This window comes from Streptomyces sp. M41(2017) (assembly GCF_002078175.1).
GTDB lineage: Bacteria > Actinomycetota > Actinomycetes > Streptomycetales > Streptomycetaceae > Streptomyces.
On the sequence record NZ_MWFK01000001.1, the window covers coordinates 4,426,565 to 4,441,740 of the forward strand.

Below are 15,176 nucleotides of genomic sequence, written 5' to 3' on the forward strand. Positions count from 1 at the left end.
ACCCGAACAGAAGCAACCGCGTGAACGAAGGGGCGGCCCATCCCGGGAGGATGGGCCGCCCCGGCGCGTTGTTCCCAGGAGCGGACCCTTCCGGCATCCTCGGCTCATGCGGATGACCGTCCCCACCCCCCTCGGCGACATCGCCGTACGCTGCCTCGCGGAGCCCGTCGGCCCCACCGGGCCCGGGCGGGGTCCTGACCGGGCCGAGGCGCCCGCACTGCTCCTGCTGCACGCCAACCCCGGCGACGGACGCGACTTCGACGCCGTGCTGCCCGCCCTGGCCGACCGGCACCGCACCTATGTCGTCGACTGGCCCGGCTACGGCGGCTCGACCGCGCGCGACCCCGAACGGGTCACTCCCGAAGGTCTGGTGGCCGTCGCGGAACGGGTGATCGACGTGCTCGCCGCACGCCACGGGGTGCGCCGGATCGCCGTCCTCGGCAACAGCGTCGGCGGCTATGTCGCCTGCCGGCTCGCCCAGGGTCCGCGCGCCGCGGCGGTCACCGCGCTCGTCCTGGTGGACCCCGCGGGCTTCACCCGGCACACCGCGCTCACCCGCTGGTTCTGCCGCGAGGTGATGGGCCGTCCCGTCCGCGCCCGCCGCCTGGTGGTCCCCCTGGCCCGCGTCTACCTCGGCCGCCTCGGCTCGCCGAGCGCGCGGGAGACGTACGCCCGCACCCGTCAACTCCCTTACGAGGAGCGGAGGCTGGCCGTGCACTGCGCGATCTGGCGCGCTCTGGCCGACCCGGGCTTCGGGCTCGCCGACCCGGCCGGTCTGGACCTGCCGATCCTGCTGCTGTGGGGGAGCCGCGACCCGGTCGTCCCCGCGCTTCTCGACGGCCGCCGCGCCCGGCGCGCGCTTCCCGCACGGGCGTCGAGCGTACTGCTGCCGACCGGCCACGAACCGTACAACGAACGCCCGGGACTCTTCCTGCGGCACGTCCTGCCCTTCCTGGACGATCCGGGAGCCGTCGCCCCGAGCCGCGTCAGAAGCCCCAGCCGTCCCCGCGGCGGGTGAACCCCGTCGGAAGTGACGGGCACCGAAGCCGGTGAGGTCCCGCACGTGACAGCGCGACGGTCGAAGGCCCCCGGGCCTTCGCCGCCGCGCTGTCGTTCCCGTGCTTCCCCGTACCCCCGTGCGGGACCCGCCGCCCCCGTGCCGGCGGGCCCCGTGTGCCGAGAATGGGCCCCAACCGGCGGGAGTTGAAGCCCCCGGGGCGGTGTTCAGAGCTTGATTTGAGGGTTCCGTAGGCCCGCTACGCCCGCTGGTGTACGTCCAGGGCCCGTTTGCCGCCCGTTTCGGCGCCCGGGTGCTTCCGGCAGCGCGCCGCCGAGCCGGGCGCTCTCGTGTGCCGCCGGACTCACCGCCCGGGGACTCCGTCCTCCGGGTACTCGGAGAGCCCGGGCCAGTCGTCGGGACCGCCGCCCACCCACTCGATGATGTCCGTCTTCTCGACTTCGATCGCGTCGAGGTCGACGTCCGCCTGGCGCAGGATCTCGACCACGTCGTCCAGGTGGTACGCGATGCCGAGCAACCGGTCGCCCGCGGTGACCCGCCGCGATCCGTCCAGGCCGGGCGGGTGCACCACCGTCCGGGGAAAGTCCATGCCGTCAGCCTCCATGCTCCCAGGCTGCTGCGCCCGGCCGTATTCCGCACCCGGAGGTCCCGCCGCGGAGCGGCCCGCCGGGCCCTCGACGCCGACGGCCGGGTGCCGGGTACGGGACCGTCCGTACCCGGCACCCGGCCGGTGAGCTGTGAGGCTGTTCGTGCTGTGAGGTTGTTGCCGTCCGACGGCGCGAGGCTGGGCGCGACAGGACGTTCGCGCCGCCGGACGGGGCGTGTGGGGCCCGTACGGGCCGGTGGAACGGGTGTGGCTGGGACCGCGGCGGATGCGACGGAACCGTGACGCCTCTTCCCTCAGGTCGAGAAGGGGGTCGCGGAACCTTCACCACCGCACTGGCTCGTATGCCGCCGCGGTCCTCGCCTCGCCCGCGGATGGTCCTGCGGCCACCCCTCATCCGGGCCGCATGGTTTCCGCGGGCTACGCGCGCCGCCCTGACCTCCCGTCAGAGGCGGCACGCGAGCCGGGATCAGTCCTCGCGCAGGGCGCGGACCGCCTCCTCCACGCGCTTGCCGTACTCCGGGTCGGCGGCGTGGAAGTGGGCGAGATTCTTCTCGATGACGTCGTCGAGGGAGACCTGGGAGAGGCCGCCGGCGATGTTCGCCACGAGCCGTGAGCGCTCGTCCTCGGACATCAGCCGGTAGAGCTCGCCCGCCTGGAAGAAGTGGTCGTCCTTGGTGTGCAGCGGGGCCTCGTGCGTGCCGGTGTGGCCGTTCACGGCGAGCGGAGCGGCCAGCGGGCGGCCGGTCTCGACGGGGCCGTCGTAGGAGTTCGGCTCGTAGTTCTTCGCGGCGCGGCCCTGGGCGTTGGACGCCATGAGGCCGTCACGGCCGTAGTTGTGCGCGGTCGTGGCCTTCGGCGCGTTCACGGCGAGCTGCGTGTGGTTGACGCCCAGGCGGTAGCGGTGCGCGTCCGCGTAGGCGAACAGCCGGCCCTGGAGCATCTTGTCGGGGGAGGGGCCGATGCCCGGAACGAAGTTGTTCGGGGAGAACGCGGCCTGCTCGACCTCGGCGAAGACGTTGTCGGGGTTGCGGTCCAGGACCAGCCGTCCCACGCGCTGGAGCGGGTAGTCCTTGTGCGGCCACACCTTGGTGAGGTCGAACGGGTTGAAGCGGTAGTCCGCCGCCTCGGCCGCCGGCATGAGCTGCACGTGCAGCGTCCAGGACGGGTTCACGCCGCGCTCGATCGCCTGGAGCAGGTCCGTCTGGTGGGAGTTCGGGTCCTTGCCCGCGAGCTCCTGACCCTGCTCGCTCGAGAGGCTGCGGACACCCTGGTTCGTCTTGAAGTGGTACTTGACGAAGAAGGCCTCGCCCTCGGCGTTCGTCCACTGGTAGGTGTGCGAACCGTAGCCGTTCATGTGCCGGTACGAGGCCGGGATGCCGCGGTCGCCCATCAGCCAGGTCACCTGGTGCGTGGCCTCGGGGGCGTGCGCCCAGAAGTCCCAGACGTTGTCCGGCTCCTGCTTGCCCGTGAACGGGTCGCGCTTCTGGGAGTGGATGAAGTCGGGGAACTTGATGGGGTCCTTGATGAAGAAGACCGGGGTGTTGTTGCCGACGAGGTCGTAGTTGCCCTCCTCGGTGTAGAACTTCAGCGCGAAGCCGCGGGGGTCGCGGACCGCGTCGGCGCCGCCGAGGTTGTCGGCGACGGTCGAGAAGCGGAGGAAGACCTCGGTGCGCTTGCCCACCGTGTCCAGGAAGTCGGCGTGCGTGAAGCCGGTGACGTCGTCGGTGACCTCGAAGTAGCCGTACGCGCCGGAGCCGCGGGCGTGCACCACGCGCTCCGGGATGCGCTCACGGTTGAAGCGGGCGAGCTTCTCCAGGAGATGCTGGTCCTGGAGGAGGATCGGGCCACCGACGCCGGCGGTGGCGGAGTTCTGGTTGTCGGCGACTGGGGCGCCGGACTCGGTCGTGAGCACGCGCTTCGACATCGTGGACCTTCCGTACGTGTGGGCAGCGGGGTCAGCGGAAACCTTCTTCCGCTATGTGGACCACTTCCGCTTCGTGGAGCCTAGGTTCGGGGCGAACGAGACGTCAACAGTTTGTTGAAGGGGATCCGGGCCGCGGTGGCGCCTGGGCGCGACAGGACAGGTGTCAGCGCCACCGCGGCCCGGAGGTTCGGGAGCCCGGACGGAACCGGGCCGGCTCGTCGCCTCGTTCAGATCTGCGCGCCGGAGAGGCGCTCGACCGCGCGCAGCAGCGCGGAGTGGTCCAGGCCGCCGTCGCCCTGCGCGCGCAGGCTGGCGACGAGCTGGGCGACCACGGCGCCGACGGGCAGCGCGGCACCGACGTTGCGGGCGGCGTCCGTGACGATGCCCATGTCCTTGTGGTGCAGGTCGATGCGGAAGCCCGGCTTGAAGTCGCGGTTCAGGAAGTTGTCCTTCTTGCGCGCGAGCACGGTGGAGCCCGCGAGGCCGCCGCCGAGGACGTCGAGCGCGGCCTTCAGGTCGACGCCGGACTTCTCCAGGAAGACCACGGCCTCGGCGCACGCCTGGATGTTCACGGCGACGATCAGCTGGTTGGCGGCCTTCACGGTCTGGCCCGAGCCGTGCGGACCGCACAGCACGATGGTCTTGCCGAGCGCCTCGAAGAGGGGCTCCGCCGTGTCGAAGTCGGCCTGCTCGCCGCCGACCATGATGGACAGCACGGCCTCGATCGCACCGGCCTCACCGCCCGAGACCGGGGCGTCCAGCACACGGATGCCCTTGTCCTTCGCCGCCTTCGCGAGGTCCACCGAGGTCTGCGGGGTGATCGAGGACATGTCGATCAGCAGCGCGCCGGACCTCGCGTTCTCCAGGATGCCGTCGGCGCCGTACGCGATGGCCTCGACCTGCGGGGAGGCGGGCACCATCGTGATGACCACGTCGGCGTCCCGGACGGCCTCGGCGATCGACCCCGCGGCGGTGCCGCCGGCGGCGGACAGGCGCTCCAGCTTGTCCTTCTCCAGGGTGAAGCCGGTGACGTCGTACCCGGCCTTGATCAGGTTCTCCGCCATGGGCGAGCCCATGATGCCGAGACCGATCCACGCGACCTTGGGCAGATTCGTGTTGCTCATGAGGGTGCCTCTCTGGAATCTCTGCTACGTCTTCGGGGTGCCGCTCAGCGGGCGGCTCGGGCGGCGGCGGGCAGCCAGTCGAAGGCCTCCGCGCTCGGCCGGTCGCCCGGCTTGTACTCCAGGCCGACGAAGCCCTCGTAGCCGGCCTTGGCCAGCTGGTCGAGGAGCTCCTCCAGCGGGAGCGTGCCGGTGCCCGGGGCGCCCCGGCCGGGGTTGTCGGCGATCTGCACGTGACCGGTCCGGTCGGCGTACGCGGCGATCACCTGCTGGAGGTCCTCGCCGTTCATGGACAGGTGGTAGAGGTCCATGAGGAACTTGGCGTTGCCGAGTCCCGTCGCCTCGTTGACCTTGTCGACGACCGCGATGCCGGCCGGGGCGCTCACCAGCGGATAGAGCGGCGACTCGGGCCGGTTGAGCGTCTCGATCAGGAGGATCGCTCCGACGCGGTCGGCGGCGCGGGCCGCGAGGACCAGGTTCTCCAGTGCGAGCGCGTCCTGCTCGGCCGGGTCCACGCCCTCGACCCGGTTGCCGTACAGCGCGTTGAGCGCCGTGCACCCGAGCGAACGGGCGAAGTCGGCGGCCACGTCGATGTTGGCGCGGAAACGCTCCGACTCCTCGCCGGGGAGCGACAGGGCGCCCCGGTCCGGACCCGGGAGCTGCCCGGCATAGAAGTTCAGGCCCGTGAGCTGGACGCCCGCGTCCTCGATCGCCTTCTTCAGGGCGTCGAGCTCGGACTGCTCGGGGGTGGGGGAGTCGACCCAGGGCCACCACAGCTCGACCGCGGTGAAGCCCGCCGCGGCGGCGGCCGCGGGGCGCTCCAGGAGCGGGAGTTCCGTGAAGAGGATCGACAGGTTGACGTTGAAGCGCTGGTCTGCGAATCCCATGGGGGTCGGCGCTCCCTTCCGTACTGGCGGCCGTGCTGTCGGCCGGGCCGGCTGTTTCGCAGCGACTCCGTGTTCGCGGAGTCCGGAGATTCCGTATCGCGGAATTTCGTTTCTGCTTAATGGAAGATTGCCGTCGTGTGTCGGAGCTTGTCAAGGGGGTGCCACCGGAAAGCCGCCCCCGTGCGGAGGGGACTGCCGGGGTGGCGGCGCCGCGCAGTAGGTTGAGCCCGTGCGATTGAGAGTGGAGTTCACGACCGAGCCCTTCGATCTCGACGAGGCGCCCCGGCACGCGCTGGTCGCCCGCGAGGTCATCGAGGCGGCCGACCTGGAGGCCGTGGATGTCGGCCCGTTCGGCAACACCGCGGAAGGCGGCGCGGACTCCGTGCTGACCGCGGTCGACGCGCTGCTGCGCAGAACCCTGGAGGCGGGCGCCACCCGGGTCTCCCTCCAGGTCAACGTCGTGGGTGCCGTCGGGGAGGGCGATAAGTGACCGGTATCGGGGACGACCCCTTCGTCACGGCGGTCAAGCCGCTGGTCGACGCGATGGGGGGCGAGATGCTGCCGCCCGACCAGGCCGGCGCCGACGACGTGGTGCTGTCCTGGGAGGGCGCCGACGTCGTCGCCGTGCGCCTGCCCCAGCTCGCCGACTCGCTGGACCACATCCTCGCCGCCCTGGAGCGCAAGCAGGGCAAGCCGCTCGCGGACCTCGACCGCAGGGCCAAGCAGGAGGTCGTCCGCATCCTGGAGGCGCGCGGCGCGTTCTCCGTGCGGCACGGCGTGGAGACCGTGGCCGGTGCGCTCGGTGTCAGCCGCTTCACCGTCTACAACTATCTGAACCGCGAGAAGGGCGCCTGACCAGCGACAACGCCCTGGCCGACGACGGGCTTCTGCCCGCCGTCGGCCGCCGCCGCCCGGACCCTCCGGGCGGCGGTTTTTGTTACCCGAAGTTTTCAACAAAGTGTTGACGTGGTGTTTCCGAGAGCGTTAGCTATCCGCAGCCCGTCCAGCACAAGGCCACGGAGGCTTCCCGTGACGTCGAGTACGACACCTGGCGGCCTCGCCCGGTTCAACGCACTGGCACGGAACGCGGCCTTCGCCGCGCTCCACGAGGCATGCGCCTCCCGGGCGTGGGCCGAGCGGCTCCTCGCCGCCCGCCCGTACGCCACCGCCGACGACCTGTACACCGCGAGCGACGCCGCCATGGCCGAGCTGACCGACGCGGACCTGGCCGAGGCGATGGCCGGGCATCCGCCCATCGGGCGGCCGAAGCCCGGCGACCCGACCTCCTCGCGGGAGCAGCGCGGCATGGCCGGCGCCTCCGAGGAACTCAAGGAGGAGATGCTCGAACTGAACCTGGCCTACCAGGAGAAGTTCGGCCACGTCTTCCTCATCTGCGCCACCGGCCGGACCGGCGAGCAGATGCGCGACGCGGTCAAGGAGCGGATCGGCAACTCCTCCGAGCAGGAGCGCGAGATCGTCCGCGTCGAACTGGGGAAGATCAACCGCATCCGGCTCGGCAATCTCGTACAGGAAGAAGAGGCATGAGCACCGACACCACCGCCTCCGTGTCCACCCACATCCTGGACACCAGCGTCGGCCGCCCCGCCGGGGGCGTCGCCGTCCAACTCGCCGCCCGCGCCGGGCGCGAGGCCGACTGGCGGGCGCTCGGCGGTTCCGCGACCGACGCGGACGGCCGGTGCAAGGACCTTCCGGCGCTGCCGGAGGGCACGACCCACGTACGGCTCGACTTCGCGGTCGAGGCGTACTTCGAGTCGGAATCAGCGACACAGCAAGCCGATGCGCAGCAGGACGCCCCCGCGAATCGGGACAGCGAGACGTTTTTCCCCGAGGTGGCCATCACCTTCGCCGTCAGGCCGGGCGAGCACTACCACGTACCGCTGCTGCTCAACCCGTTCGGCTACTCCGTTTACCGAGGGAGCTAGCAGACATGCCCACGATTCTGGGACAGAACCAGTACGGCAAGGCCGAGAACCGCGTCGTCAAGATCACCCGCGACGGCGACACGCACCACATCAAGGACCTGAACGTGTCCGTCGCGCTCAGCGGCGACATGTCCGAGGTCCACCTCTCGGGCTCCAACGCGAACGTCCTGCCGACGGACACCACCAAGAACACGGTGTACGCCTTCGCCAAGGAGCACGGCATCGAGTCCGCCGAGCAGTTCGGCATCCACCTGGCCCGGCACTTCGTCACCAGCCAGGAGCCGATCAAGCAGGCGCGCATCCGCATCGAGGAGTACTCCTGGGAGCGGATCGCGACCTCGGACGCCAACTCCCGCTTCATCGGCGCCGACGAGGTCAAGCACTCCTTCGTCCGCAAGGGCCAGGAGACCAGGGTCACCCAGATCACCTTCGACGGTGAGAACTGGGAGGTCATCTCGGGCCTGAAGGACCTCGTCGTGATGAACTCGACCAACTCCGAGTTCTGGGGCTACGTCAAGGACAAGTACACGACGCTCCAGGAGGCCTACGACCGCATCCTGGCCACCCAGGTCTCCAGCCGCTGGCGCTTCAACTGGACCGGCGACGACCAGAAGATGCCCAACTGGGAGAAGTCCTACGACCAGGTCAGGAAGCACATGCTCCAGGCCTTCGCGGAGACCTACTCGCTCTCGCTCCAGCAGACCCTGTACCAGATGGGCTCGCGGATCATCAACAACCGCAGCGAGATCGACGAGGTCCGCTTCTCCCTGCCGAACAAGCACCACTTCCTGGTGGACCTGAAGCCGTTCGGCCTCGAGAACGACAACGAGGTCTACTTCGCGGCCGACCGTCCGTACGGGCTGATCGAAGCCACCATCCTGCGCGACGGCTGCGAGCCGCACATCCCGGTGGACCTCACCAACCTGTAGTACTGCACGGGCGGTCCGCACGGGCCGCCCCCCGCGGTACTTCCGCTACAGCCCAGCCCCGACGCGTGCGCCGGCGTCAAGTCCCAGGGGAGAGCGGGGGCATCTGCGCAACACAGCACCACGGACCCGGTCGTCACCCCGCTCGGCCCCCGGGTCCGTCCACCAATGGGAAGAACGAGGAACCGCCGTGGCAGTCCAGCGCATCGTCATCGAGAACTGCGCCATCGCGACCGTGGACGCGGACGACACCGAGTACGTCTCGGGGCACATCGTCGTCGCCGACAACAGGATCGAGTCGGTGGGCGCCGGAAAGGCCCCCGAGAACCTGGAGAACGTGGTCCGCCGCATCGACGGCACCGGGCACCTGGCCACCCCCGGCCTGGTCAACACCCACCACCACTTCTACCAGTGGATCACCCGCGGCCTCGCCACGGACCACAACCTCTTCAACTGGCTCGTCGCGCTGTACCCGACCTGGGCGCGCATCGACGAGCAGATGGCCTACTCGGCCGCGCAGGGCTCCCTCGCCATGATGGCGCGCGGCGGAGTCACCACGGCCATGGACCACCACTACGTCTTCCCGAAGGGCTCCGGCGACCTGTCCGGCGCCATCATCCGGGCCGCCCGCGAGACCGGTGTCCGCTTCACCCTCGCCCGCGGCTCCATGGACCGCAGCGAGAAGGACGGCGGACTGCCGCCGGACTTCGCCGTCGAGACCCTCGACGGCGCGCTCGCCGCCACCGAGGCGACCGTCGACGAGCACCACGACGCCTCCTTCGACGCCATGACCCAGGTCGCCGTCGCGCCCTGCTCGCCCTTCTCCGTCTCCACCGAACTCATGAAGCAGGGCGCCGAGCTGGCCCGCCGCAAGGGCGTACGGCTCCACACGCACGGCTCGGAGACCGTCGAGGAGGAGCAGTTCTGCAAGGAACTGTTCGGGATGGGCCCGACCGACTACTTCGAGTCGACCGGCTGGCTCGGCGAGGACGTGTGGATGGCGCACTGCGTCCACATGAACGACTCCGACATCGCCGCCTTCGCCCGCACGAAGACCGGTGTCGCCCACTGCCCGTCCTCCAACGCCCGGCTCGCCGCCGGCATCGCCCGGGTCCCCGACATGCTCGCCGCGGGCGTCCCGGTCGGCCTCGGCGTCGACGGCACCGCCTCGAACGAGTCCGGCGAACTCCACACCGAACTGCGCAACGCGCTCCTCATCAACCGTCTCGGCGCCCACCGCGAGGCCGCCCTGAACGCCCGTCAGGCGCTGCGTCTCGGCACCTTCGGCGGCGCCCAGGTGCTCGGCCGCGCGAGCCAGATCGGCTCCCTGGAGGCGGGCAAGCTCGCCGACCTCGTGCTGTGGAACCTGGACACCCTGGCGCACGCGTCGATCGCCGACCCGGTGACGGCGCTCGTCTTCGGCGCTGCGGCGCCGGTCTCCCTCTCCCTCGTCAACGGAAAGCCGGTCGTCGAGGACAGCCGGCTCCTCAACGTCGACGAGGACGCCATCGCCCGCTCCACGCGGGCGGAGGCGCAGCGCCTCGCGCGGATCGCCGCGCAGGCCTGACCAACCGAAGATCTCCGGCCGAGGGGGACGGCCCTCGGCCGGTAGCCGTGGACCCGAGCGGGGTCCATGGCGGCCGTATCCGGGGCGTGCATGGACGTGCGCGCCCCGGAACGGTCTCCGCCGCGTGGACACCGCGTCCCCGCGACGGTCATCGTCCCGGTCCCGCACGACCGCGCATCACCTCCCTGACACCCACGTCGACGGCGACGTGTACCCGACCGGAGGAGCCGCCGTGGCCGCCCAGCCCGAGCCCAGCACCGATGCACGACCAACTGGAGCAACTGGAGCACCTGGCCAGTCGAAGCACCCGGTTGACGAGAAACTGCCCGCCCTGAAGATGGCGACGAGCGGTCTGCAGCACGTGGCCGCCATGTACGCCGGAGTCGTCGCGCCGCCCCTGATCGTGGGCGCCGCCATCGGTCTCTCCGCCACCGAACTCACCTTCCTCACCGGCGCCTGCCTGTTCACCGCGGGCCTCGCCACCTTCCTCCAGACGCTCGGCTTCTGGAAGATCGGAGCCCGGCTGCCCTTCGTCAACGGCGTCACGTTCGCCGGCGTCGCCCCGATGACCGCGGTCGTCGCCGCCGCCAAGGACAAGAGCGACGCCCTGCCGATCATCTACGGCGCGGTCATCGTCGCCGGAGTCCTCGGTTTCATCGCGGCCCCCTTCTTCAGCAAGGCCGTCCGCTTCTTCCCACCCGTCGTCACCGGCAGCGTCATCACGCTCATCGGCGTCTCCCTGCTGCCGGTCGCGTTCGGCTGGGCGCAGGGCCCCGACCCCGCCGCGCACGACTACGGCTCGCAGACCTACCTCGGTCTCGCGGGAGTGACCCTCGTCATCGTCCTGCTGCTGCGCCGCTTCACCCGCGGCTTCGTCAAGCAGATCGCGGTCCTGCTCGGCCTGGTCGCCGGCACGCTCGTCGCGATCCCGTTCGGTGTCACGGACTTCGGCCCGGTCGCCGACGCGGACGTCGTCGGCTTCCCGACGCCGTTCCACTTCGGCGCCCCGCAGTTCCACCTCGCCGCGATCATCTCGCTGTGCGTGGTGATGGTCGTCTCGATGACCGAGTCGACCGCGGACATGCTGGCGCTCGGCGAGATAGTCGAGCGGCCGGCCGACGAGAGGACCATCGCGGCCGGACTGCGCGCCGACACCCTGGGCTCGGCCCTGAGCCCGCTGTTCAACGGCTTCATGTGCAGCGCCTTCGCGCAGAACATCGGCCTGGTCGCGATGACCCGCATCCGCAGCCGGTACGTCGTCGCCACCGGCGGTGGCTTCCTGGTGCTGATGGGGCTGTGCCCGATGGCGGCGTCCCTGATAGCCGTGGTGCCGCGCCCGGTGCTCGGCGGCGCGGGGGTCGTCCTCTTCGGCTCGGTCGCGGCCAGCGGCATCCAGACCCTGGTCAGGGCCGGCCTGGAGAAGGACAACAACGTGCTCATCGTGGCCGTCTCCCTCGCGGTCGGCATCATCCCGATCACCGCGCCGGGTTTCTACCACGCGTTCCCGGAGACGGCGCGGATCGTCCTCGACTCCGGCATCTCGACCGGCTGCGTCGCGGCCGTGGTCCTCAACCTCGTCTTCAACCACCTCGGCAGGGGCCGCGAGGACGCCGGCGAGGTCACCCATCCCATGGAGGCGGGCGAGGACCTCAAGGCGGTACCGGCCCACTGACCGAAGGGCTGCGGCACACGGAGGGCGCGGCACGCGGACGTGCCGCGCCCTCCGCCGTTCCCCGGCCGGATCAGCCGATGTGGTAGCTGTCGCCGTAGACCTTCCAGTCCAGCGGCGTGTTCAGGTTCAGGTTCTTGTTGCGGACGAAGACCCGCTGCTCGGTGTCGACGCGGCTGGTGTCGGAGTGGGCCTCCTCCTGCTTCATGGCCCACACCCGCGCGTCGAGGAAGGCGTTCAGCCACGTCACCTCGTCGCCGCCCTGGGCCGGGGGCTTGGCCTTCGCCAGCGCGCGCTTGCGGATGCTGCCGAAACTCGTGCTGTCGCCGCCGTCGCCGTGCATGACGATGGCGTCGTAGTAGGTGAACTGCCCGAGCGCGCCGATGCCGTCGGCCTTGCCCTGCTTCACGGCGGGGTTGAAGTAGACCCGGTCGCGCTCGTCGTTCTGGGCCTGCTGGAACGCGGTGTCCTGAGCGGCCTTGCGCCAGTCGGCGGGGAAGCCGGGGTCCAGTCCCTCGTGGGAGTCGCTGCCGTCCACCTCACGCAGCGCGGGCAGGTACTTGGCCAGTACGTTGCCGGGCTTGCGCTGGGTGTACAGCTCGACGAGGTCGAGCATGTCGTGGGTTCCGGAGCAGAAGCCGATGATGCCGGCGGTGTAGCCGCGGCCGTCGCCGATGTCCTCGATGTACTTGTACTGCGCCTTCCAGTCCAGCGAGGAGTTCTCCGCGCTGGAGACCAGCTTCATGGCGATCTCCTTCTTCGCCGGGTCGTCCAGTCCGACGGGCGCGGCCGTCGCGCTCTGGGTGGTGAGGAGGGGGACGGCCACGAGCGACGCGCCGAGCAGGCCGAGCAGGGCGCGACGCGAGGTGCCTATGTGGGGGGTGTTCACGGTGCCTCCGGTAGGGGAGTGATGGTGCCGCGTATTGTTAGGAAGGTTTCCTACCAGAGATTCGGAAGTGCGTACACCCGTTCGGCGAGGGCTGGTTGAATGCGTCACGCACCTCATGCGTCCCGGATTCCGCTTCCGTGGCGGGAGTTGAGGAGCTCGGGCGCGGACGCAGCAGTACGGCGGCCGAGGTCAGGGCGGTGGCGGCGATCACGGCGGCGACGCTGAAGGCCAGCCGGTAGCCGTCCGCCGTCGCCGTCACGACGTGCTCGCCCGCGCCCGTGAGTTTCCCGGTGCGGCTCGCCGCCAGGGTCGTCAGGACGGCGAGCCCGAGCGAACCACCCACCACCTGCGTGGTGTTGAACAGGCCCGAGGCGAGCCCCGCGTCCTCCGGGCGGGCGCCCGACATCGCGAGTCCGGTCACCGCGGGCATCGCGGCCGCGAAACCGGCGGAGAGCAGGAGGAGGGCGGGCAGGACGTCGGCGGCGTAGGACCCGTCGACCGGCGCCCGGCCGAGCAGCGCGAGCCCCGCCGTGATCAGGGTGAGTCCGGCGAGCAGCACCCGGTACCGGCCGAAGCGGGCGACCGTGCGCGCCGACAGGGTCAGCATCAGCACGCCGATGGCGACCGGCGCCGGAAGGAATGCCGTCCCCGTCAGCAACTCGCTGTAACCGAGGACCCGTTGGAGATACAGCGCGCCGATGTACTGAAAGCCGTACATGCCGGCGATCATCAGGACCTGTACGCCGTTGGCGCTCGTCAGGGTCCGGGAGCGGAACAGCCGCAGGCGCAGCAGGGGTCGGGCGGCCCGGGTCTGGCGGACGGTGAAACCCGCGAAGAGGGCGAGCGTGAGGGCGCCGAGGGCGAGTGTGCCGCCGAGGGGCCGGTCGCCGGCGCCGACGATCGTGTACACCGTCACCATCAGCGCGCCCGTGACGAGGGCTGCGCCGGGGTGGTCGGCGCCCCGCCCGACGCCGTCTCCCCGGTCCGGTCGGTCCGGCGCGAGGATCCGCAGCGCGGCGACCCAGGCCAGGACGCCGATCGGCAGGTTGATCAGGAAGATCCAGTGCCAGCCGAGCGCCTGCGTCAGAGCGCCGCCGAGGAACGTGCCGAGCGCGCCGCCCGCCGCGCCGACCGCGCTGAACACCGCGATGGCGCGGCCCTGTTCGCGGTCGCCGGGGAAGAGCGACACGAGCATGCCGAGGACGACCGCCGAGGTCATCGCCCCGCCGACGCCCTGGAGGGCGCGGGCCGCGACCAGCGCGGCGGTGTTGGTCGCGACCCCGCACAGGACGGACGCCGCGGTGAACACGGCGAGCCCCGCGGTGAACATCCGCCGGCGGCCCACCAGGTCGCCGAGCCGCCCGGCGAGCAGCAGCAGTCCGCCGAACGAGATCAGGTAGGCGTTCACGACCCAGGCCAGTCCGGCGGCCGAGAAGCCCAGGTCCTCCTGGATCGCGGGCAGGGCGACGGTGACGATGTTCCCGTCCAGGACGGTCATCAGCGTTCCCGCGCAGAGCACCACGAGCGAGGCCCGGCGCGAGTACGTTCGTGGTGTCGGGGGGCTCGCGGGCCCGGTCCGGAACGACATGACGACCTCCGTGTTCTCCACGGACGGTGACCGGCCCGTGGACGTTCTCCCTTGGTGCACGACTTGTAACGGGGTACATCGTGAGTGACCATGGGAGACGGCATAAGGAGGCACCCGGATGTCCCAGGGGAACACCGGTGTTACGTCGCAGGCAGTGCTCGCGCAGGCGTGCCCGGTCCGCGAGGTTCTTGACAGGGTCGCCGGAAAATGGAGCGTGCTGATCATCGTGGCCGCCGCGCACGGCCCGATCCGCTTCACCGAACTGGAGCGCAGCATCGAGGGGATCAGCCGGCGCATGCTGACCCTCACCCTGCGTCACCTGGAGCGCGACGGGCTCGTCACCCGCACCGTCCACCCGACGGTGCCACCGAAGGTGGAGTACGAACTCACCCCGGTGGCCCGCGAGTTGCACGCGACGCTGCTCTCCCTGACCGACTGGGCCGAGCGGCACCGCGTGACCATCGCGGAGTCCCGCGCGGCCTATGACGCCGAGCACCGGCCGGAGCTGCCGGACACGTAGGGCCTGTCGCCCGGCCTACAGGCCCAGCGGGCCCGGGTCGGTGGCGAGGGCCTTGAAGGCGTCGCGCGGGCCGGGGACCAGCCGGCGCTCCGCGAGGTCCATCAGACCGCCGACGGCCGTGATCTCCGCCGCGACCGTGCCGTCCGTCCTGCGGATGATCTGCTCGATGCGGAAGGTCTTTCCCTCACCCCACAGGAAGACGCACGTCACCTCGACCTCGTCGCCGGCCCGCAGCTCCCGCCGGTAGCGGATGGTGGTCTCCAGGGCGACCGGGCCGACCCCCCGGGCCGCCAGGACCGCCTGACTGATGCCGGCCGCCTGGAGCACCGACCAGCGGGCGTGTTCGGCGTACTGCAGGTACACGGCCTGGTTGAGATGGCCCTGCACATCGGTCTCGTACCCGCGCACGGTCACGGGCACGAAAAACGGCTCTGCCACGAGGTTCCCTTCGACGACGGTGATGCGACGGTCCCGGCGGCCGCTCCGCCTGCCCCGGCCGCCCGGCCGGGGCGGCTCG

The 15,176-nt window shown here is 70.9% G+C and carries 16 protein-coding genes; 9 read left to right on the forward strand and 7 right to left on the reverse strand.

Annotated elements, in window-relative coordinates; genetic code table 11:
* Nucleotides 1–106 precede the first annotated feature (106 nt).
* On the forward strand, nt 107–1,018 hold the full coding sequence (locus B0675_RS19385) for an alpha/beta fold hydrolase (RefSeq protein WP_081220077.1): 912 nt from the start codon (nt 107–109) through the stop codon (nt 1,016–1,018).
* A gap of 343 nt (nt 1,019–1,361) precedes the next feature.
* Here the strand turns inward: B0675_RS19385 and B0675_RS19390 are convergent, their stop codons facing one another.
* From B0675_RS19390 to B0675_RS19405, 4 genes are all read right to left on the reverse strand, one after another.
* The gene (locus B0675_RS19390; protein WP_081220078.1) at nt 1,362–1,607 is read right to left on the reverse strand and encodes a hypothetical protein; all 246 of its coding nucleotides are present in this window, start codon (nt 1,605–1,607) and stop codon (nt 1,362–1,364) included.
* A 484-nt stretch (nt 1,608–2,091) separates the two neighbouring features.
* Complete coding sequence (locus B0675_RS19395) at nt 2,092–3,549, reverse strand: catalase (protein WP_081220079.1); 1,458 nt, start codon at nt 3,547–3,549, stop codon at nt 2,092–2,094.
* 227 nt (nt 3,550–3,776) lie between these two features.
* Entirely contained in the window at nt 3,777–4,673 is an 897-nt protein-coding gene (locus B0675_RS19400; protein WP_081220080.1) for a 2-hydroxy-3-oxopropionate reductase, read from the reverse strand.
* Between the two features lie 44 nt (nt 4,674–4,717).
* Complete coding sequence (locus B0675_RS19405; protein ID WP_081220081.1) at nt 4,718–5,557, reverse strand: TIM barrel protein; 840 nt, start codon at nt 5,555–5,557, stop codon at nt 4,718–4,720.
* Between the two features lie 229 nt (nt 5,558–5,786).
* On the opposite strand from B0675_RS19405, the gene B0675_RS19410 reads away from it, so the two are divergent.
* From B0675_RS19410 to B0675_RS19440, 7 genes are all read left to right on the forward strand, one after another.
* Nucleotides 5,787–6,047 (forward strand): hypothetical protein, encoded by a 261-nt coding sequence (locus B0675_RS19410; RefSeq protein WP_081220082.1) that lies wholly within the window; start codon nt 5,787–5,789, stop codon nt 6,045–6,047.
* On the forward strand, nt 6,044–6,412 hold the full coding sequence (locus B0675_RS19415) for a helix-turn-helix domain-containing protein (protein ID WP_081220083.1): 369 nt from the start codon (nt 6,044–6,046) through the stop codon (nt 6,410–6,412). Before B0675_RS19410 ends, B0675_RS19415 begins: the two co-directional genes overlap by 4 nt.
* 174 nt (nt 6,413–6,586) lie before the next feature.
* Nucleotides 6,587–7,102 (forward strand): 2-oxo-4-hydroxy-4-carboxy-5-ureidoimidazoline decarboxylase, encoded by a 516-nt coding sequence (gene uraD, locus B0675_RS19420; protein WP_081220084.1) that lies wholly within the window; start codon nt 6,587–6,589, stop codon nt 7,100–7,102.
* On the forward strand, nt 7,099–7,500 hold the full coding sequence (gene uraH, locus B0675_RS19425; RefSeq protein ID WP_081220085.1) for a hydroxyisourate hydrolase: 402 nt from the start codon (nt 7,099–7,101) through the stop codon (nt 7,498–7,500). Before uraD ends, uraH begins: the two co-directional genes overlap by 4 nt.
* Before the next feature lie 5 nt (nt 7,501–7,505).
* Complete coding sequence (pucL, locus tag B0675_RS19430; protein ID WP_081220086.1) at nt 7,506–8,429, forward strand: factor-independent urate hydroxylase; 924 nt, start codon at nt 7,506–7,508, stop codon at nt 8,427–8,429.
* 187 nt (nt 8,430–8,616) lie between these two features.
* Entirely contained in the window at nt 8,617–9,993 is a 1,377-nt protein-coding gene (locus B0675_RS19435) for an 8-oxoguanine deaminase (protein ID WP_081220087.1), read from the forward strand.
* 322 nt (nt 9,994–10,315) lie between these two features.
* Nucleotides 10,316–11,665: a nucleobase:cation symporter-2 family protein gene (locus B0675_RS19440; protein WP_277625252.1), complete on the forward strand. Its 1,350-nt coding sequence runs from the start codon at nt 10,316–10,318 to the stop codon at nt 11,663–11,665.
* A gap of 70 nt (nt 11,666–11,735) precedes the next feature.
* On the opposite strand, the gene B0675_RS19445 is transcribed toward B0675_RS19440, so the two are convergent.
* The gene (locus B0675_RS19445; protein ID WP_241539814.1) at nt 11,736–12,551 is read right to left on the reverse strand and encodes a chitosanase; all 816 of its coding nucleotides are present in this window, start codon (nt 12,549–12,551) and stop codon (nt 11,736–11,738) included.
* A 37-nt stretch (nt 12,552–12,588) separates the two neighbouring features.
* Nucleotides 12,589–14,049 (reverse strand): MFS transporter, encoded by a 1,461-nt coding sequence (locus B0675_RS19450; protein WP_179165414.1) that lies wholly within the window; start codon nt 14,047–14,049, stop codon nt 12,589–12,591.
* 208 nt (nt 14,050–14,257) lie between these two features.
* Here B0675_RS19450 and B0675_RS19455 point away from each other — a divergent pair, with 208 nt between their 5' ends.
* Nucleotides 14,258–14,659 carry a helix-turn-helix domain-containing protein gene (locus B0675_RS19455; RefSeq protein ID WP_081220090.1) on the forward strand — a complete coding sequence of 134 codons (402 nt, stop codon included), beginning with the start codon at nt 14,258–14,260 and terminating at the stop codon, nt 14,657–14,659.
* A gap of 15 nt (nt 14,660–14,674) precedes the next feature.
* On the opposite strand, the gene B0675_RS19460 is transcribed toward B0675_RS19455, so the two are convergent.
* Complete coding sequence (locus B0675_RS19460) at nt 14,675–15,097, reverse strand: acyl-CoA thioesterase (RefSeq protein ID WP_081221880.1); 423 nt, start codon at nt 15,095–15,097, stop codon at nt 14,675–14,677.
* Between the last annotated feature and the right edge of the window lie 79 nt (nt 15,098–15,176).

What these genes read in the sequence shown, in the direction of transcription:
- B0675_RS19385 (WP_081220077.1), top strand. Translation starts at nt 107, where the DNA reads ATGCGGATGACCGTCCCCACCCCCCTCGGCGACATCGCCGTACGCTGC.
- B0675_RS19390 (WP_081220078.1), bottom strand. Translation starts at nt 1,607, where the DNA reads ATGGACTTTCCCCGGACGGTGGTGCACCCGCCCGGCCTGGACGGATCG.
- B0675_RS19395 (WP_081220079.1), bottom strand. Translation starts at nt 3,549, where the DNA reads ATGTCGAAGCGCGTGCTCACGACCGAGTCCGGCGCCCCAGTCGCCGAC.
- B0675_RS19400 (WP_081220080.1), bottom strand. Translation starts at nt 4,673, where the DNA reads ATGAGCAACACGAATCTGCCCAAGGTCGCGTGGATCGGTCTCGGCATC.
- B0675_RS19405 (WP_081220081.1), bottom strand. Translation starts at nt 5,557, where the DNA reads ATGGGATTCGCAGACCAGCGCTTCAACGTCAACCTGTCGATCCTCTTC.
- uraH (WP_081220085.1), top strand. Translation starts at nt 7,099, where the DNA reads ATGAGCACCGACACCACCGCCTCCGTGTCCACCCACATCCTGGACACC.
- pucL (WP_081220086.1), top strand. Translation starts at nt 7,506, where the DNA reads ATGCCCACGATTCTGGGACAGAACCAGTACGGCAAGGCCGAGAACCGC.
- B0675_RS19450 (WP_179165414.1), bottom strand. Translation starts at nt 14,049, where the DNA reads ATGACCGTCCTGGACGGGAACATCGTCACCGTCGCCCTGCCCGCGATC.
- B0675_RS19455 (WP_081220090.1), top strand. Translation starts at nt 14,258, where the DNA reads ATGTCCCAGGGGAACACCGGTGTTACGTCGCAGGCAGTGCTCGCGCAG.